Raw genomic sequence first — 17084 nt, 5'->3', positions numbered from 1 at the left:
TCAAACCAGCTGTTTACGCTGATTTGATGGTGGGATAGATAAAGACTCTCGGTATTTCGCCACCGTACGCCGCGCCACGATGATGCCCTGATCGGAGAGCAGCGTGGTGAGCTTACTGTCGCTTAAAGGTTTGGCGGGGTTTTCCGCAGCGATTAACTTTTTCACCAGCGCCCGGATGGCGGTCGACGAGGCTTCGCCCCCGCTGTCGGTATTCACATGGCTGGAGAAGAAATATTTTAGTTCAAAAATGCCGCGCGGACTGTGCAGAAACTTCTGCGTGGTGACGCGGGAAATGGTGGATTCGTGCATATCCACAACCTGGGCGATATCGGCCAGCACCATCGGCTTCATAAATTCTTCCCCCCGCTCGAAAAAGTCTTGCTGCTGTTCGACAATGCAGCGGGTGACTTTGAGCAGGGTATCATTACGGCTTTCCAGGCTTTTTATCAGCCAACGGGCTTCCTGCAAATGGCTGCGGATAAACTGACCGTCGCTGTCGCTGCGCGTGCTGTTGCCCAACGCGGCATACTGCTGATTAATCTGCAACCGGGGAACGCTGTCGCTATTCAATTCGACCACCCAGTGTCCCTGAATTTTGCGCACCAACACGTCGGGGATCACATATTCCGACTCCCCGGTGTTGATTGACTGCCCCGGACGGGGGTCGAGAGACTGAATCAGCGCCAACGCTTCCTTCAGTATCTCTTCTTTCAGTCGGGTGGCGCGGATAAGGCTGCGGAAATCATGATTCGCCAGCAGGTCGAGATGGTCGCTGACAATCAGCCGTGCCTCGCCAAGCCGGGGGGTATCGTCGGCAAACTGCGAAAGCTGAACCAGCAGACAATCGCGCAGATCGCGCGCGGCGACGCCAATGGGATCAAAGCGTTGTACCCGCTTGAGCACCGCCTCCACTTCGTCCAGCGTGACGCTTTCATCGCCGATGCTGTCGAGAATGTCTTCCAGCGGCACGGTGAGATAGCCGGTGTTGTCCACGGCGTCGACGATGGAGGTGGCGATGGCCGCGTCGGTATCCGAAAACGGCGTCAGCTCCACCTGCCACATCAGGTAATCCTGCAGGGTCTGGGTGGTTTCACCCTGGTAGATCGGCAGTTCCTCGTCCCGATAGTCGGTGCCGGTGCCGGAAGGCGTGCCGGCGGAATAAATTTCGTCCCAGGTGGCGTCGAGCGGCAACTCCTCCGGCATATCCTTGTGCTCAAGCGCTTCACCGGTATCCAGCGAATCGCTGTCGACGGTCTCGAATGACTCTATTTCTTCGTGGGTGTCCGTTTGCTCAAGCAACGGATTGCTTTCCAGCGCCAGTTGAATCTCTTGTTGCAGTTCAAGCGTGGACAGTTGCAGCAGGCGTATGGCCTGCTGTAGCTGTGGAGTCATGGCCAGTTGCTGGCTAAGCCTGAGTTGCAAACCTTGCTTCATGTAGCGCCGACGTCCTTACTTACCATATCGTTCAATGAAAAATCCTACCCTATCAGAGTCGGAAGCCTTCGCCCAGATAGACGCGCTTGACCTGTTCGTCGGCCAGTATCTCTGTGGGGGAACCGTGAGCGATTAAATGTCCCTGACTGACGATATAGGCGCGTTCACAGACGTCCAGCGTTTCGCGGACGTTATGATCGGTAATCAACACGCCCAGTCCGCTGTCGCGCAGATGCTCGATTATTTTTTTGATATCAATCACCGAAATGGGATCGACGCCGGCAAAAGGCTCATCCAGCAGGATGAATTTGGGATTCGCCGCCAGCGCGCGGGCAATTTCCACCCGACGCCTTTCCCCGCCGGACAGGGATTGTCCCAGACTATCGCGCAAATGAATAATATGGAATTCTTCCATCAGCTCGTTGGCGCGGTCTTCCTGCTGCTCCGAGGTCAGATCCTTGCGGATCTGCAGTATCGCCATCAGATTGTCATACACGCTCAACCGGCGGAAGATGGACGCTTCCTGGGGTAAGTAGCCGATTCCCCTCAGCGCGCGATCGTGCAGGGGCAGCAGGCTGATATCTTCGTCATCAATCACGATCCTCCCTTCATCGCGTTGCACAATCCCCACCACCATATAGAACGTGGTGGTTTTCCCGGCGCCGTTGGGGCCCAACAGGCCGACAATCTCGCCGGAATTGACGGTCAGGCTGACATTTTTCACGACCTTACGGCCTTTATACGCCTTGGCCAGATTTTCTGCGATTAATGTTGCCATAAATTATTCAGTGACTCGTGGTTGCGGTTGCTGAGCAGGGGAGGATTGCCCCTTGTTATCTTTCTGCTGAAGCTGCGAGGGGACCAATACCGTCGTCACGCGTTTGCCTTTATCGCTGAACGCCTCCATCTGCTGCTGCTTCACCAGATAGGTGATTCGGTCGCCTTTAACGTTGCTGTCCAACTGCTCCAGATAGGCATTGCCGGTCAGCGTCAGAAAATCCCTGTCCAGCTCGTAGCGGATTTTCTGGGCGTGGCCTTTCACCGGCTTGCCGTTGTCCTGCATTTGGTAAAACGTGACCGGGTTGCCGTAGCCTTCGACCACCTCTCTGCCTTGCTCGCCCTGCGGACGTATCACCACCACCTTATCGGCCTTCACCTCGATGGTGCCCTGCCTGACCACCACGTTGCCGGTGAAGGTCACGGTGTTGCCTTGCATATCAAGAGACTGCTGGGCGGAATCGATATGAATGGGCTGCTCGCTGTCCCCGGTTACGGCGAAAGCCGGAATGCTGAAGGCGAACAGCGAGCTGGCGAACAGGGCATGACGCATCGGGTTATTTGTGTTGAATTTCATAAGAAGTTTTTACCTTTTCGATCAACTCGGCTCTCTTTTCACGCAGATTACCACGCATTTTCATCCCGTTAGAGGTGAAACTGGCGCCGTACAGCGTGACTTCATCGTCGGAGGAGACGTCCTGCGTCACCAGATTAACCTGGGCATTGTCCGTTTTTATCCGCTCCAGCTGTGAGTCATTGGTCAGACTGTTGACCTCGACGTGACCGTACAGATAGAGCATTTTATCTTTGGTCAGCTTGGCGCGATCGGCGCGCACCGACCAGGTGGCGGTACCCTGTTCGTTGAACAGCGTGGCGACCGGGGCGGTAAACCAGCTCAGTTGCTCGTCATTGAAATATTCCGCTTTGTCGGAAATCAGTCGGTAACTCAGCTTCCCGGCGGGGCTGTAAACCCGCGTCGCGGTTTTCTCGCTGGTGTAAACCGGCACGGCGTTATCCTGATTATCAGGCGGGGGCGCCGCGTCGCGATCGGCGAAATTCCAGCCGATCAGAACGAGAGCCAGCAGTGCCAGCAAGGCTGTCAGCCAACGCTTTGTTTTACTCATATCGACAACCCTTTGGCATGCTCCAGCTTATTCTGTGAGAACAGAATTAAATCGCAAAGTTCACGTACCGCGCCGCGTCCGCCGGCGATGCGGGTGACATAGTCGGCGCGCGGCAACAGCAGCGGATGCGCGTCGGCGACGGCGACGCTTAAGCCCACCTGGGCCATTACCGGCCAGTCGATCAGATCGTCGCCGATATAGGCGACCTGGTCGGCCGTCAGCGACAGTTTATCCAACAGATCGTTGAAGGCCAAAATCTTGTCCGATTGCCCCTGATAAAGGTGGGCGATCCCCAATGTCTTACAGCGATCGACGAGCATATTGGCGGTGCGGCCGGTAATGATGGCGACTTCAATACCTGACGTCAGCAAACAGCGAATACCGTAGCCATCCCGGACGTTGAACGTTTTCAGCTCCTCGCCCTGATTGCCCATGTAAATCAGGCCGTCGGACAGTACGCCGTCAACGTCGCAGATCAACAAACGAACATCGCGGGCCTTATCCAGCACCTGCCGATCGACAGGTCCGTAACAGGTATCGGTTTGCGCCCTGATTTTACTCATGCATGTCTCTCTCTTACCCTACAGTATTTAACGCGCCGTGCGTGATTTGTTAACCGCCGTGATGTATCACACCACGCCGGCGCGCAGCATATCGTGCATATGAACGATGCCGACCAGACGATCGTCCTCCGCCACCAGCAGCGAGGTAATATGGCGTGATTGCATCAGGTTCAGGGCATCCACCGCCAGCGTTTGCGGCGTTACGCGAATACCGCCCGCGGTCATCACATCAGCAATTCGCGCGCTGTTCAAGTCAATCCCCATATCGAAAATCCGCCGCAGGTCGCCATCGGTGAAGATGCCCTGGATTTTCATATCCGCGCCGCAGATTACCGTCATCCCCAGATTTTTGCGCGTAATTTCCACCAGCGCGTCGCGCAGGGAGGCGTCATGGGCGACGTGCGGGATCTCGTCGCCGGCGTGCATGATATCGCTGACGCGCAGCAGAAGCTTGCGACCCAGCGCGCCGCCGGGGTGGGATAGGGCGAAATCTTCGGCGGTAAAGCCGCGCGCCTGTAGCAGCGCGACGGCCAGCGCATCCCCCATCACCAGCGTGGCGGTGGTGCTGCTGGTCGGCGCGAGCCCGAGCGGGCAGGCTTCCTGCGGAACACGAACGCACAGATGGATATCGGCGGCTTTTCCCATGGTGCTTTCGGGGTTGCCGGTCATGCAGATCAGGAACACCTGCAGACGTTTCAGTACCGGGATCAGCGCCAGAATCTCATGGGATTCGCCGGAGTTGGAAATGGCGATCACGATATCGTGCGGGGTAACCATGCCCAGATCGCCGTGGCTGGCCTCGCCCGGATGAACGAAGAAGGCCGGCGTGCCGGTACTGGCGAAGGTGGCGGCCATTTTGCGGCCGATATGGCCGGATTTCCCCATGCCCATCACCACCACCTTCCCCCGGCAGTGGAATATTTTTTCGCCGGCCCGGGTGAAGTTGTCGTCAATGTACTGGTCCAGCTGCGCCAGCCCGTCGCGTTCAATCTTCAGTACCTGCTTGCCGGCCTGCTGAAAATCAAAACCGGGCTGTAGTTCAAAATGTGACATACCTGGATAATCCTGCTTGTTTTGATGTTCCGGTTAAAGGTTCCGCCGTTCTGCTCAGGAAAAAAGGAATAACGTCGCCAGGTAGGCGACGAAAGCGCATAGCAACAAAGCGCCCGCGCCTTGTCCGATGCGGCGTTTCCGGCTGAGGCACAGCGCCGTCAACAGCGCGCTGGCGCCCAGCATGACCCAATAATCGCGCTGGAAGGCGAGCGGGTTGAGTACGCCCGGCGAAAGCAGCGCCGGCACGCCCAGAACGATGGCGATATTAAAAACATTGGAGCCGATAAGATTGCCCAGCGCAATATCATCTTCTTTTTTCAGGGTGCCGACAATGGCGGTCGCCAGCTCCGGCAAACTGGTGCCGACCGCCAGCACGGTCAGGCCGACGGTCAGTTCGCTGATATAAAAATGGCGGGCGATCACCGTGGCGTTATCGATCACCATGCGGGCGGCCATGGGTAAAATAATCAAGCCGAGAATAAGCCATAGCACGGCCACCGTCTGGTTGCTGTCTTCCTGCGGCAATTCCGCCAACTGTTCCCGGGTCAGGCTGTCGACGCCGTCCTGCTGCGCCTGGCGCGCCATTCTGATCATCAGCAGGATAAAGAGTCCGGCGGCGACCAGCAGCAGCGCGCCGTCGGCGCGGCTTAGATAGCTATCATGCAGTAAAAAACCGCACAAAACGGTGACCAGCAGCATAGGCGGGAACTCCCGGCGCAATAGGGCGGAGTGTACCGTCAAAGGGCGAATCAGCGCCGCGCTGCCGAGAATTAACAGAATATTGGCAATATTGGAGCCCAGCACGTTGCCGACCGCCATATCGATCTGGTCGCTTAGCGCAGCCGTGACCGAGACGATTAATTCCGGCAGGGAGGTGCCGAAGCCGACGATGGTCATGCCGATAATCAGCGGCGGGATGCCAAAAGTACGCGCGAGAACCGCCGCGCCGTAGACCAGGCGATCGGCGCCGTAGACCAGCAATACTAAACCAACAATCAAGAGTACTGTCGCAAAGAGCATGCGGCGTCCTTTATAAGGTATAATCACCCGTTGATAAACCAGCCGTTACGGACGAATTTTGCCCAAAGAGGGTGCTTTTCATGATTAGCGCTAATTCTGACCGCGCGGGGCGGAAAAGTAAAACCTGCGGCGGCTTTGTTTCGCCTCTTTGGACAAGAACTTACCGTAATTTTTTGTAAAATTCGCACCTTGAGCGAGTACAACCGTTAGGCTTTACGGATGAGTTCACAGGACGGTTATCCGTCAAAAATGGGCGATCGTATGCAACACGCTGATCGGTAAGGAATATAAGATCATGGACCCTAAGGTTACCAATTTGGTCGAAATCCGCGGCCTGAGCTTTCGACGCGGCAAACGACAGATTTTTACAGATATCACGCTGAATGTTCCTAAAGGCAAGGTTACCGCGATTATGGGGCCTTCCGGTATCGGTAAAACCACGCTGCTGCGTTTGATTGGCGGGCAGTTACAGCCGGATAGCGGTGAAATCTGGTTTGATGGCGACAATATCCCGACGTTATCGCGTTCGGCGCTGTATGAAGCGCGTAAAAAGATGAGCATGCTGTTTCAGTCCGGCGCGTTATTTACCGACCTGAACGTATTTGATAATGTCGCCTGGCCGCTGCGCGAGCACAGCCGTTTGCCGGAGCCGCTGTTGCGCAGCACGGTGATGATGAAGCTTGAAGCCGTGGGGCTGCGCGGGGCCGCCAACCTTATGCCCGCCGAGCTTTCCGGCGGCATGGCGCGCCGCGCCGCGCTGGCGCGGGCCATTGCGCTTGACCCGCAGTTGATCATGTTCGATGAACCTTTCGTCGGGCAGGATCCGATAACCATGGGAACGCTGGTAAAGCTGATTGATGAACTGAATCACGCGCTGGGGGTCACCTGTATCGTGGTTTCCCACGATGTGCCGGAGGTGATGAGCATCGCCGATTACGCTTACATCGTGGCCGACCAGCATGTGGTGGCGGAGGGAACGGCGGCGCAGTTGCAGGCCAACGACGACTCCCGCGTACGCCAGTTTCTGGACGGTATCGCCGATGGGCCGGTGCCTTTCCGTTTGCCGGCGGGTGACTATAAAACCGCGCTGTTAGGTTCCGCAGGGGGTTAAATAATTCATGTTACTACAGGCGTTGGCGTCGCTGGGACGTCAGGGAATTTCTACCTGCGCTTCTTTTGGCCGTGCCGGACTGATGCTGTTTAACGCATTGGTGGGCAAGCCTGAATTCAGGAAACAGTGGCCGCTGCTTATCAAACAGCTTTACGGCGTGGGGGTACAGTCGCTGCTGATCATTATGGTGTCCGGCCTGTTTATCGGTATGGTTCTGGGGCTGCAGGGCTATCTGGTGCTGACGACCTACAGCGCCGAGGCCAGCCTGGGGATGATGGTCGCCCTGTCTTTGCTGCGCGAACTCGGCCCGGTAGTGACGGCGCTGTTGTTTGCCGGGCGGGCGGGGTCGGCGCTGACGGCGGAGATCGGCCTGATGAAGGCCACCGAGCAGCTTTCCAGTATGGAAATGATGGCCGTGGACCCGCTAAGACGCGTGGTCGCCCCGCGATTCTGGGCGGGATTGATCAGTATGCCGCTGCTGGCGATCATCTTTGTCGCGGTCGGCATCTGGGGCGGGTCGCTGGTCGGCGTCGACTGGAAAGGCATAGACGGCGGTTTTTTCTGGTCCGCCATGCAGGGGGCCGTCGAGTGGCGGCAGGACCTACTGAACTGCGTGATTAAAAGTATCGTGTTCGCCATTACCGTGACCTGGATAGCGCTGTTTAACGGTTATGACGCGATCCCGACTTCGGAAGGGATCAGCCGTGCAACGACCCGTACCGTGGTGCATTCATCGTTGGCGGTATTGGGATTGGATTTTGTGCTGACAGCACTGATGTTTGGGAACTGAGTCGATGCAAACAAAGAAAAGTGAAATTTGGGTTGGCGCATTTATGCTGATTGCGCTGTGCGCCATCATCTTTTTGTGTCTGAAAGTGGCCGATATCAAGTCGATCGGCAACCAGCCGACGTATCGTTTGTACGCGACGTTTGACAATATCGGCGGGCTGAAAGCCCGTTCGCCGGTCAGAATCGGCGGCGTGGTGATAGGAAGAGTGGCGGATATTTCGCTGGATGAGAAGACCTACCTTCCCCGCGTGGCGCTGGATATTGAGCAGCGTTACGACCATATTCCCGATACCAGCTCGCTGGCCATCCGCACCTCCGGTCTGCTGGGCGAGCAGTATCTGGCGTTGAACGTCGGTTTCGAGGATGAAGAGATGGGCACCTCGATATTGCAAGACGGCGGGGTTATTCAGGACACCAAGTCAGCCATGGTGCTGGAAGACCTCATCGGCCAATTCTTATATAGAAGCGGCGGCAATAGCGAAGATAATGCCGGTCAGGGGAACGCCGCGCCGGCAACGGGTTCCGCGGCGACGCCCGAGCCTGCGGGCCAATCTGCGACTTCACATCCATAAGAGGATAGCTGTATGTTTAAACGTTTACTAATGGTGGCTCTGCTGGTGGTTGCGCCGTTGGCCAACGCCGTGGATCAAACCAACCCTTATCGTTTGATGAGCGAGGCGGCGCAAAAAACCTTTGACCGCCTGAAAACCGAACAGCCGCGCATCAGACAAAATCCGGACTATCTGCGCAACGTGGTGCGTGAAGAACTGCTGCCGTACGTACAGATCAGATATGCCGGCGCGCTGGTCCTCGGCCGCTATTACAAAGACGCCACGCCCGCTCAGCGCGATGCCTACTTCAAAGCGTTTGAAGCCTATCTGGAGCAGGCCTACGGCCAGGCCCTGGCGTTATATCACGGGCAAATCTATCAGATCGCCCCCGATCAACCGCTGGGCGACGCCAATATTATTTCTATCCGCGTCACCATTATCGATCAAGGCGGCCGTCCGCCGGTGCGCCTTGATTTCCAGTGGCGTAAAAACAGCCAGTCCGGCAACTGGCAGGCGTATGACATGATTGCGGAAGGCGTCAGCATGATCACCACCAAGCAGAATGAATGGGCGGCAACGCTGCGTCAAAAAGGCGTGGACGGCCTGACCCAGCAGCTGCAAGCCGCAGCGGAACGAAAGATTACGCTGGATCAGCAAAACTGATCCGGATAAACCACACTGGGCTGGGTAAGAAAAATGGCTAATGCACTGAGCTGGCAGTCGCAGCAATCGACGCTGCTTGTCGCCGGCGCGCTGGATCGGGAAACGCTGTCGCCGCTGTGGCGGCAGCGCGACAAGCTGCTGGCGGACAAAACGACGCTGGATGTGTCCGGGCTGGATCGCGTTGATTCCTCCGGTCTGGCGCTGCTGATTCATTTTTACCACCAGCGGTTGCAGCAGGGCGTCGAACTGAAAATCATCGGGGCGGGGGATCGGTTAAAAACGCTGATAGCCTTGTATAACCTGAATGAAATCATCCCCGTGTCTTAAGCGGCATAAATTTGTATCGATAACGCGCTGTCCGAATCCCCTTAAAAAATCGCCAGGCGCGATTTTTTAAGGGGATTTCTCTGTTTAAGATAGCGCCGTATTCATCTAAGATACCACCCTGTTTATCATCCCCCTGACATAGAAATCGAGAGCGATGGAAAATAATGAAATTAAAGATGTGCTGATAAACGCATTGGCACTCCAGGAAGCCCATGTATCCGGCGATGGCAGCCATTTTCAGGTCATCGTGGTGGGTGAGCAGTTCGCCGGAATGAGTCGGGTGAAGAAGCAGCAAACCGTTTATGCCCCGCTGATGGAGTACATCGCGGATAACCGCATTCACGCCCTGTCGATCAAGGCTTATACGCCGGAAGAATGGCAGCGCGATCGCAAGCTTAACGGTTTTTAAGCCTGTGGTTATGTGATATCGCAAGATTGAATTTGAAACATTGAGAAACAGCCGCTATGGATAAATTTCGTGTGCAGGGGCCGACCCGGCTTACCGGTGAAGTCACCATTTCCGGAGCAAAAAACGCCGCTCTCCCCATCCTGTTTGCTGCCTTGCTCGCGGAAGAGCCGGTAGAGATCCAGAATGTGCCGAAGCTGAAAGATATTGATACCACGATGAAGCTGCTCAGCCAACTGGGGGCGCGCGTTGAACGTAATGGTTCGGTGCACGTCGACGCCAGCGCGGTCGATGTATTCTGCGCGCCTTATGATTTGGTGAAAACCATGCGCGCCTCCATCTGGGCGCTGGGGCCGTTGGTGGCGCGTTTCGGACAGGGCCAGGTTTCATTGCCGGGCGGATGCGCCATCGGCGCGCGCCCGGTTGATTTGCATATCAACGGACTGGAACAGCTGGGGGCGACAATCGCCCTGGAAGAGGGCTACGTCAAGGCCTCGGTGGACGGCCGTCTGCAAGGCGCGCATATCGTTATGGATAAAGTCAGCGTGGGCGCCACGGTGACCATCATGAGCGCGGCGACGCTGGCCGAAGGAACGACCATTATTGAAAATGCGGCCCGAGAGCCGGAAATTGTCGATACGGCAAACTTCCTGAACACGCTGGGAGCGAAAATCAGCGGCGCGGGCAGCGATAAAATCACCGTTGAAGGCGTGGCGCGTTTGGGCGGCGGCGTATACCGCGTGCTGCCGGACCGTATAGAAACCGGAACCTTCCTGGTCGCCGCGGCGATTTCCGGCGGTAAAGTGCTCTGCCGCCACACCCGCCCCGATACGCTGGATGCGGTACTGGCGAAGCTGCGCGAAGCCGGTGCGGATATCGAAACCGGCGAGGATTGGATTAGCCTTGATATGCAGGGCCGGCGTCCGAAAGCGGTGACCATCCGTACCGCGCCGCATCCCGGTTTTCCGACGGACATGCAGGCGCAGTTCAGCCTGTTGAATCTGGTGGCGGAAGGCACCGGCGTTATCACCGAAACGATTTTTGAAAACCGCTTTATGCATGTGCCGGAGCTGATCCGCATGGGGGCTCAGGCGGAAATCGAAAGCAACACGGTGATTTGCCACGGCGTGGCAAAGCTATCCGGCGCCCAGGTGATGGCGACGGATTTGCGCGCGTCGGCCAGTCTGGTGCTGGCGGGCTGTATTGCCGAGGGGGTGACGGTGGTCGATCGCATCTATCATATCGATCGCGGCTACGAGCGTATCGAAGATAAGCTACGGGCGCTGGGCGCCAATATCGGGCGCGTCAAAGCCGGCGAATAAGCGGCGCGGACCGGGCGGTAGTCCTACCGCCCGGTTAGTTGACCGGAAACTCCTGAATCGTCATATTCAAGGTTATCGATTTTTTATCGCGTTCGATGGTAACGGGGATCACGGTGCCCGGACGTAACTCCGCCACCTGATCCATGGTTTCAATCACCGAGCGGGCCGGTTTATTGTTGACGCTCAATAAAATATCATCAACCTGAATCCCCGCTTGATCCGCCGGTCCGCCCGGAACGACCGTTTTGACCAGAATCCCGCTCAGCCTTCCCTGTCCGAAGCCTTTGCTGTCGATGTTTTCCATCTGTACTCCGTTGACGCCGATATAACCGCGGATTACCCGGCCGTCACGGATAAGCTTGTCCATCACTTTGGTTGCCAGGGCGATGGGGATCGCAAAGCTGATGCCCTCCGGCGTTTCCCCGTCGCTGCTTTTATCAAAAGAGAGCGTATTGATGCCGACCAGTTCACCCAGCGTATTCACCAGCGCGCCGCCGGAGTTGCCGCGATTGATGGAGGCGTCGGTTTGCAGCAGGTTTTGACGGCCGTTCTGGCGATTATCCTCCCCGGCGGCGCTAAGCCCGACGCGGCCGGTGGCGCTGATAATCCCCTGGGTGATGGTTTGTCCCAGATTGTAGGGATTGCCGATGGCCATCACCACGTCGCCGATGTGCGCCGTGCGCTGCGGATTGATCGGAATAACCGGCAAATTGGTGCCGTCAATGCGTAATACGGCCAGATCGGTCAGGGTGTCCGAACCGACGACCATCGCCTCATAGAGTCGGCCGTCCTGCAGGGCGACCAGAATCTGCTGCGCGTTGTTAATCACGTGCCTGTTGGTCAGAATATAACCCTGTTCATTCATAATGACGCCGGAGCCGAGGGTGCGGATTTCGAGCTCGTTCTGCTGGTCCTGATTGGGAACCCGGTTATACACATTGACCACCGCCGGCGCGGCGCGGCGCACCCCCTGATAGTAGCTTAGCGGCGCATCTTCCGGCGCGTAGTCATTACTCTCACCGTTGTTAAACCATGGGGTATTGGGTCGCAGTCCGGGAAGTGCGACCAACAGAATGCCGGCAACGATCAGACCAAACAGCGCGGAACGGAGTAACTTAACAAGCATGGGCGTGTTTACTGTAAAAAGAGTATGCAGGTGAGAATATCATGAGACGATCGGACAAGGCATAGCGCCCTGTCCGATTTTTTACCGCGGGCTTACCGGCTGCCGCCTTTCGGGGCGCCGGTTTGGTGAAATGATTAACGCAATAGCAGGTAAATCGTTTCGTCGCCCCGCACGATGTTCAGCGCCAGCACGGCAGGTTTCGCCTCCAGAACCTTACGCAACTGGGTGATGTTTTCCACCCGCTCACGGTTGACGCCGATGATGATATCGCCCTTCTGCAGGCCAATCTGCGCCGCGGGCGAATCTTTGGCGACGTTATCAATCTGTACGCCTTTGCTGCCGTCTTTCAACTGCCCGTTGGTCAGGGAGGCGCCCTGTAGCGCCGGGTACAGGGTTTCCGCGTTGGTTGTGGCGGAGGCGCTGTTATCCAAAATCACGGAAACTTCCTGGCGTTTACCCTCGCGCAGCAGGCCTATCTTCACGGTTTTTCCCGGCGCGGTGGTGCCTATCTTGGCGCGCAGTTCGGCAAAGCTGTTGATCGGTTTTCCGTCCAGCGAGGTGAGGACATCGCCCGCCTTGATCCCTGCTTTCGCGGCGGCGGATTGCGGCAGCACTTCACTGACGAACGCGCCGCGCTGCGCGTCGACCTTGAAGGCTTTCGCCATTTCGGCGGTCATTTCGCTGCCTTTAATGCCCAGCACGCCGCGTTTCACCTCGCCGAACTCAACCAGTTGCTGCGCCAGGTTTTGCGCCATATTGCTGGGAATGGCGAAGCCGATGCCGATGTTTCCGCCCCCAGGGGCCAGAATAGCGGTATTAATGCCGATCAGTTCGCCGTTCAGGTTAACCAATGCGCCGCCGGAGTTACCGCGATTGATGGAGGCATCGGTCTGTATGAAGTTTTCCAACCCTTCCAGATTCAGCCCGCTGCGGCCCAGCGCCGAGATGATGCCGGAGGTGGCCGTTTGCCCCAGGCCGAACGGGTTCCCCACGGCGACGGCAAAATCGCCCACGCGCAGTTGGTCGGAGTCGGCCATTTTGATCTCCACCAGATTTTTGGCGTCGTTCAGTTGCAGCAGGGCAATATCGCTCTGTTCGTCGCGACCGATCAATTTCGCCTCGTATTCGCGTCCGTCATTCAGCTGTACGCGAATTTTATCCGCATTATTAATTACGTGATTATTGGTCAGGACGTAACCTTTCGCGGCGTCGATAATGACGCCCGAGCCCAGTCCTTCAAAGGGACGGGAGCTTTGTTTATCTGTCGGGAGATTGGGGCCGAAGAAGAACTTGAACTCTTCGGGGATACGCTGGCGTTGCACCCGGGTTCCTTCGATATGCACGCTGACCACCGCGGGCAACACTTTTTCCAGCATGGGCGCCAGGCTGGGAAGCTGCTGCTGCCCGGGAACCACTGCGGGCAACGCGGCGTTGGCGGCCGGTAACGATGACAGGGTTAAGCTTATGCTCATTGCCAGTGCACTAAATAATAAAGATTTTTTCTTCATTGTTGATTAACTCTCTCACGACCAGCTGATGAATAAAATGATGATATATAAACTTAAACACTCGGTGAAGAGTCAGAGTGGCGATCGGTGTGTAAAGTTCACTGATATTTCGTCAGTAGATTGTAACTATAGCCTACGCCGTCGATTTTTCTGGAGGGGGAGTCGAGCGAAAAACGTGAGGCTTGATGAGGCCTCACACCATAAGCAATCGCTTTTACTTGCGGACGGGAGGCTCGCCGCGCAGCAGGCCGGAGGCGCCGTCGGAGTAGTCGCGCGGCGGCATATCGACCGGGGCCTGATCGTTATCCGCTTCCGCCTCGGTTAGGCGATAGTTAAACGGGTTATCCTGGCCGGGAATATCCGGCAGCAGACTACTGGAGCTTTTGGCCATGTGTTGGTAAAGCTGACGGTAATCATTCGCCATATTATCCAGCAGCTCCGCGCTACGGGAAAAATGTCCGACCAGCTCCTGACGATACTCTTCCAGTTCGGCTTTGCTCTTCTCCAGTTCGTGCTGCAGCGCCTGTTGTTGGCGCAGCTTACGATTGCCAAAACGCATGGCGACGGCACCAATGATAATACCGGCGACTAAACCAATCAGCGCATACTCCCAAGTCATAAGGACTCCTATTTTGACTTCGTTGTTCCGTAGGGTTTTTCACTTAATAATAGTCACTATAACCGCTAACCTTGTCCGAGTGGAATCCTGAAGCGCGATGGCTTAGGGTAATGTTGGCCGATATCTGGCATGAAGGTGGTTAACTGCTACGATTACGACTCAAATCGACGGCAACGCGCAACAAAACACGATTAAATTTTTTCTCAGGGATTGCGATCATTATGCAGCAAACAACACCGTTGGCGCTTTACCGGCAAGCGCTGTCAGCCGGGGAATATCAGCCCGACGAAGTACAGCATCAAACCGTGGCGCGCTTGGAGACCATCCATCAGGCATTGTGCGAGCGCGCGGCGCGCTCCGCCGGCGGGCAGGGAAAATGGCGCGCGTGGCTGGGATTAAGCGATAAACGCGTCGCGGATCCGGTTCAAGGGCTATATATGTGGGGCGGCGTGGGGCGCGGCAAAACCTGGCTGATGGACCTGTTTTTCCACAGTTTGCCGACGGAGCGAAAACTGCGGCTGCACTTTCACCGCTTTATGCTGCGGGTGCACCAGGAACTGAACCAGCTCCAGGGGCTGGAAAACCCGCTGGAAAAGGTCGCCGATGGCTTTAAAGCCGAAACGGACGTGCTCTGTTTCGATGAGTTTTTCGTCAGCGACATTACGGACGCCATGCTGTTGGCCGAGTTGCTGCGCGCGCTGTTTTCCCGCGGCATCACCCTGGTGGCCACCTCGAACATTCCGCCGGACGAACTGTATCGCAACGGCCTACAGCGGGCGCGTTTTCTACCGGCGATTGAACTGATCAAGCAGCATTGCGAAGTGCGTAACGTCGACGCGGGGATTGATTACCGCTTACGGACGCTGACGCAGGCCCATCTCTATCTGACGCCGCTTGGCGCGCAGACGGAAGCGACGATGCGGCAGATGTTTACCCGCCTGTCGGGGCAGCCGTGGGTGACGCCGGGCCCGGTCCTGGAGATAAATCATCACCCTTTGCCCACCCTGGGCGCGAGCGAGGGCGTGCTGGCCGTCGACTTCACCACGCTGTGCGCACAGGCGCGCAGCCAGAACGATTACATCGTCTTGTCGCGCCTTTATCACAGCGTACTGCTGCACAACGTTACGGCGATGGGCGGCGCGGAGGAGAATACCGCCCGCCGTTTTCTGGCGCTGGTGGATGAGTTTTACGAGCGGCGGATTAAACTGGTTATCTCCGCGCAGGTATCCATGTTCGAGCTTTATCAGGGAGAGCGCCTGAAGTTTGAGTACCAGCGCTGTTTATCGCGTCTGCAGGAAATGCAGAGCGAGGAGTATCTGCGCCAGCAGCATCTGGCGTAAAAGGGCGGCGGTTTTTCCCGCTCCGGCGACGAAAAAGGTCGATCTTTGTCGGCGACTTCTCTATAATCCTGCGACCCCACGTTACAACAAAGTTTTTTTCCCAAAAACTTTATAGTGCCGGCAATGGCTATTCGAAGGGGTAGGTTTGCTGGACTTGATGGTCGTGTGAGCCTCGACTGTTTTTAGCGTTTAGGTGAACACCTGCGTGTAACTAATTATTGGGTAAGCTTTTAATGAAAACTTTTACAGCTAAACCAGAAACCGTAAAACGCGACTGGTACGTTGTTGACGCGAGCGGTAAGACCTTGGGTCGCCTCGCAACTGAACTGGCTAGTCGCCTGCGCGGCAAGCATAAAGCGGAATACACTCCGCACGTTGATACGGGTGATTACATCATCGTCCTGAACGCAGATAAAGTTGCCGTAACCGGTAACAAGCGTACTGACAAGATTTATTACCACCACACCGGCCACATCGGTGGTATCAAACAAGCGACCTTTGAAGAGATGATTGCCCGCCGTCCTGAGCGCGTGATTGAAATCGCGGTTAAAGGCATGCTGCCGAAGGGCCCGCTGGGTCGTGCCATGTTCCGTAAGCTGAAAGTTTACGCGGGCACCGAGCACAATCACGCGGCACAGCAACCGCAAGTTCTGGACATTTAATCGGGATTATAGGCAATGGCTGAAAATCAATACTACGGCACTGGTCGCCGCAAAAGCTCCGCCGCTCGCGTGTTTATCAAACCGGGCAGCGGTAATATCGTTATCAACCAGCGTAGTCTGGAACAGTACTTCGGTCGTGAAACTGCCCGCATGGTAGTTCGTCAGCCGCTGGAACTGGTCGACATGGTTGGTAAATTCGACCTGTACATCACCGTTAAGGGTGGTGGTATCTCCGGTCAGGCCGGGGCGATCCGTCATGGTATCACCCGCGCGCTGATGGAGTATGATGAGTCTCTGCGTGGCGAACTGCGTAAGGCAGGCTTCGTGACTCGCGATGCTCGTAAGGTTGAACGTAAGAAAGTCGGTCTGCGTAAAGCACGCCGCCGTCCTCAGTTCTCCAAGCGTTAATTTCCTGCTGCGTTGCAGCGAAATCAATGCGAAAAACCCGGTGCTGGTCGCCGGGTTTTTTTATGGCGGGCTATCCCTGCCCGCCACCCTTTGGGCCGTCGCGGGGCGACGTTTAAAATCGCTCCGGCGATTTTTTATGGCGGACCGGGATAGCCCACAGGCGATACGCGTTGAAAAAATAATCTTTATTTTCCGTGGGTTAACGATGAGGTTGCGCTTATATCCCCACAGAACGAACAAAATCTGATAAACTAACCGACACTTTTGTGCCTGTTTCCCAG

The 17084-nt window shown here is 56.4% G+C and carries 20 protein-coding genes; 10 read left to right on the top strand and 10 right to left on the bottom strand.

Annotation, left to right across the window (positions count from 1 at the left end; genetic code table 11):
* The 7 genes from rpoN to EH206_RS20815 form a co-directional block, all read right to left on the bottom strand.
* Window positions 1-1434: an RNA polymerase factor sigma-54 gene (rpoN, locus tag EH206_RS20845; RefSeq protein WP_009114755.1), complete on the bottom strand. Its 1434-nt coding sequence runs from the start codon at window positions 1432-1434 to the stop codon at window positions 1-3.
* Between the two features lie 52 nt (window positions 1435-1486).
* A complete protein-coding gene (lptB, locus tag EH206_RS20840) occupies window positions 1487-2212 on the bottom strand; it encodes an LPS export ABC transporter ATP-binding protein (protein WP_009114754.1) in 726 nt (241 codons plus the stop codon).
* A 3-nt stretch (window positions 2213-2215) separates the two neighbouring features.
* Complete coding sequence (gene lptA / locus EH206_RS20835) at window positions 2216-2788, bottom strand: lipopolysaccharide ABC transporter substrate-binding protein LptA (RefSeq protein WP_009114753.1); 573 nt, start codon at window positions 2786-2788, stop codon at window positions 2216-2218.
* On the bottom strand, window positions 2769-3335 hold the full coding sequence (gene lptC, locus EH206_RS20830) for an LPS export ABC transporter periplasmic protein LptC (protein ID WP_009114752.1): 567 nt from the start codon (window positions 3333-3335) through the stop codon (window positions 2769-2771). The genes lptA and lptC overlap by 20 nt, the downstream gene beginning before the upstream one ends.
* Window positions 3332-3898, bottom strand: a complete 567-nt coding sequence (gene kdsC / locus EH206_RS20825) for a 3-deoxy-manno-octulosonate-8-phosphatase KdsC (RefSeq protein WP_009114751.1) — start codon at window positions 3896-3898, stop codon at window positions 3332-3334. Before kdsC ends, lptC begins: the two co-directional genes overlap by 4 nt.
* A gap of 66 nt (window positions 3899-3964) precedes the next feature.
* Entirely contained in the window at window positions 3965-4951 is a 987-nt protein-coding gene (gene kdsD, locus EH206_RS20820) for an arabinose-5-phosphate isomerase KdsD (RefSeq protein WP_009114750.1), read from the bottom strand.
* Window positions 4952-5005: 54 nt separating this feature from the next.
* The gene (locus tag EH206_RS20815) at window positions 5006-5971 is read right to left on the bottom strand and encodes a calcium/sodium antiporter (protein ID WP_009114749.1); all 966 of its coding nucleotides are present in this window, start codon (window positions 5969-5971) and stop codon (window positions 5006-5008) included.
* A 295-nt stretch (window positions 5972-6266) separates the two neighbouring features.
* On the opposite strand from EH206_RS20815, the gene mlaF reads away from it, so the two are divergent.
* From mlaF to murA, 7 genes are all read left to right on the top strand, one after another.
* On the top strand, window positions 6267-7082 hold the full coding sequence (gene mlaF / locus EH206_RS20810) for a phospholipid ABC transporter ATP-binding protein MlaF (RefSeq protein WP_009114748.1): 816 nt from the start codon (window positions 6267-6269) through the stop codon (window positions 7080-7082).
* A 7-nt stretch (window positions 7083-7089) separates the two neighbouring features.
* Window positions 7090-7872, top strand: coding sequence for a lipid asymmetry maintenance ABC transporter permease subunit MlaE (gene mlaE / locus EH206_RS20805; RefSeq protein WP_009114747.1), 783 nt, complete (start codon window positions 7090-7092; stop codon window positions 7870-7872).
* Between the two features lie 4 nt (window positions 7873-7876).
* On the top strand, window positions 7877-8443 hold the full coding sequence (gene mlaD, locus EH206_RS20800; protein WP_009114746.1) for an outer membrane lipid asymmetry maintenance protein MlaD: 567 nt from the start codon (window positions 7877-7879) through the stop codon (window positions 8441-8443).
* A 12-nt stretch (window positions 8444-8455) separates the two neighbouring features.
* Entirely contained in the window at window positions 8456-9085 is a 630-nt protein-coding gene (mlaC, locus tag EH206_RS20795; protein WP_009114745.1) for a phospholipid-binding protein MlaC, read from the top strand.
* Window positions 9086-9118: 33 nt separating this feature from the next.
* The gene (mlaB, locus tag EH206_RS20790) at window positions 9119-9412 is read left to right on the top strand and encodes a lipid asymmetry maintenance protein MlaB (RefSeq protein ID WP_009114744.1); all 294 of its coding nucleotides are present in this window, start codon (window positions 9119-9121) and stop codon (window positions 9410-9412) included.
* 154 nt (window positions 9413-9566) lie between these two features.
* Window positions 9567-9821, top strand: coding sequence for a BolA family iron metabolism protein IbaG (gene ibaG / locus EH206_RS20785; RefSeq protein WP_009114743.1), 255 nt, complete (start codon window positions 9567-9569; stop codon window positions 9819-9821).
* 56 nt (window positions 9822-9877) lie between these two features.
* Window positions 9878-11140 (top strand): UDP-N-acetylglucosamine 1-carboxyvinyltransferase, encoded by a 1263-nt coding sequence (murA, locus tag EH206_RS20780; protein WP_009114742.1) that lies wholly within the window; start codon window positions 9878-9880, stop codon window positions 11138-11140.
* A gap of 34 nt (window positions 11141-11174) precedes the next feature.
* Here the strand turns inward: murA and degS are convergent, their stop codons facing one another.
* The 3 genes from degS to zapG all read right to left on the bottom strand — a co-directional run bounded on the left by degS (window position 11175) and on the right by zapG (window position 14393).
* Window positions 11175-12266: an outer membrane-stress sensor serine endopeptidase DegS gene (degS, locus tag EH206_RS20775; protein ID WP_009114741.1), complete on the bottom strand. Its 1092-nt coding sequence runs from the start codon at window positions 12264-12266 to the stop codon at window positions 11175-11177.
* A 134-nt stretch (window positions 12267-12400) separates the two neighbouring features.
* Entirely contained in the window at window positions 12401-13774 is a 1374-nt protein-coding gene (degQ, locus tag EH206_RS20770) for a serine endoprotease DegQ (protein ID WP_009114740.1), read from the bottom strand.
* A 214-nt stretch (window positions 13775-13988) separates the two neighbouring features.
* Window positions 13989-14393 carry a Z-ring associated protein ZapG gene (gene zapG / locus EH206_RS20765; protein ID WP_009114739.1) on the bottom strand — a complete coding sequence of 135 codons (405 nt, stop codon included), beginning with the start codon at window positions 14391-14393 and terminating at the stop codon, window positions 13989-13991.
* 221 nt (window positions 14394-14614) lie between these two features.
* Between zapG and zapE the strand changes: the two genes are divergently transcribed.
* The 3 genes from zapE to rpsI all read left to right on the top strand — a co-directional run bounded on the left by zapE (window position 14615) and on the right by rpsI (window position 16803).
* Window positions 14615-15733 (top strand): cell division protein ZapE, encoded by a 1119-nt coding sequence (zapE, locus tag EH206_RS20760; protein WP_009114738.1) that lies wholly within the window; start codon window positions 14615-14617, stop codon window positions 15731-15733.
* A gap of 233 nt (window positions 15734-15966) precedes the next feature.
* A complete protein-coding gene (rplM, locus tag EH206_RS20750; RefSeq protein WP_009114737.1) occupies window positions 15967-16395 on the top strand; it encodes a 50S ribosomal protein L13 in 429 nt (142 codons plus the stop codon).
* 15 nt (window positions 16396-16410) lie between these two features.
* The gene (rpsI, locus tag EH206_RS20745; RefSeq protein ID WP_009114736.1) at window positions 16411-16803 is read left to right on the top strand and encodes a 30S ribosomal protein S9; all 393 of its coding nucleotides are present in this window, start codon (window positions 16411-16413) and stop codon (window positions 16801-16803) included.
* Window positions 16804-17084: the final 281 nt, after the last annotated feature.

The sequence above is a fragment of the Brenneria nigrifluens DSM 30175 = ATCC 13028 genome (assembly GCF_005484965.1).
Classification (GTDB): domain Bacteria; phylum Pseudomonadota; class Gammaproteobacteria; order Enterobacterales; family Enterobacteriaceae; genus Brenneria; species Brenneria nigrifluens.
Note: the sequence above shows the minus strand (reverse complement) of the source record. Positions and strands in the feature narration are given on the sequence as shown.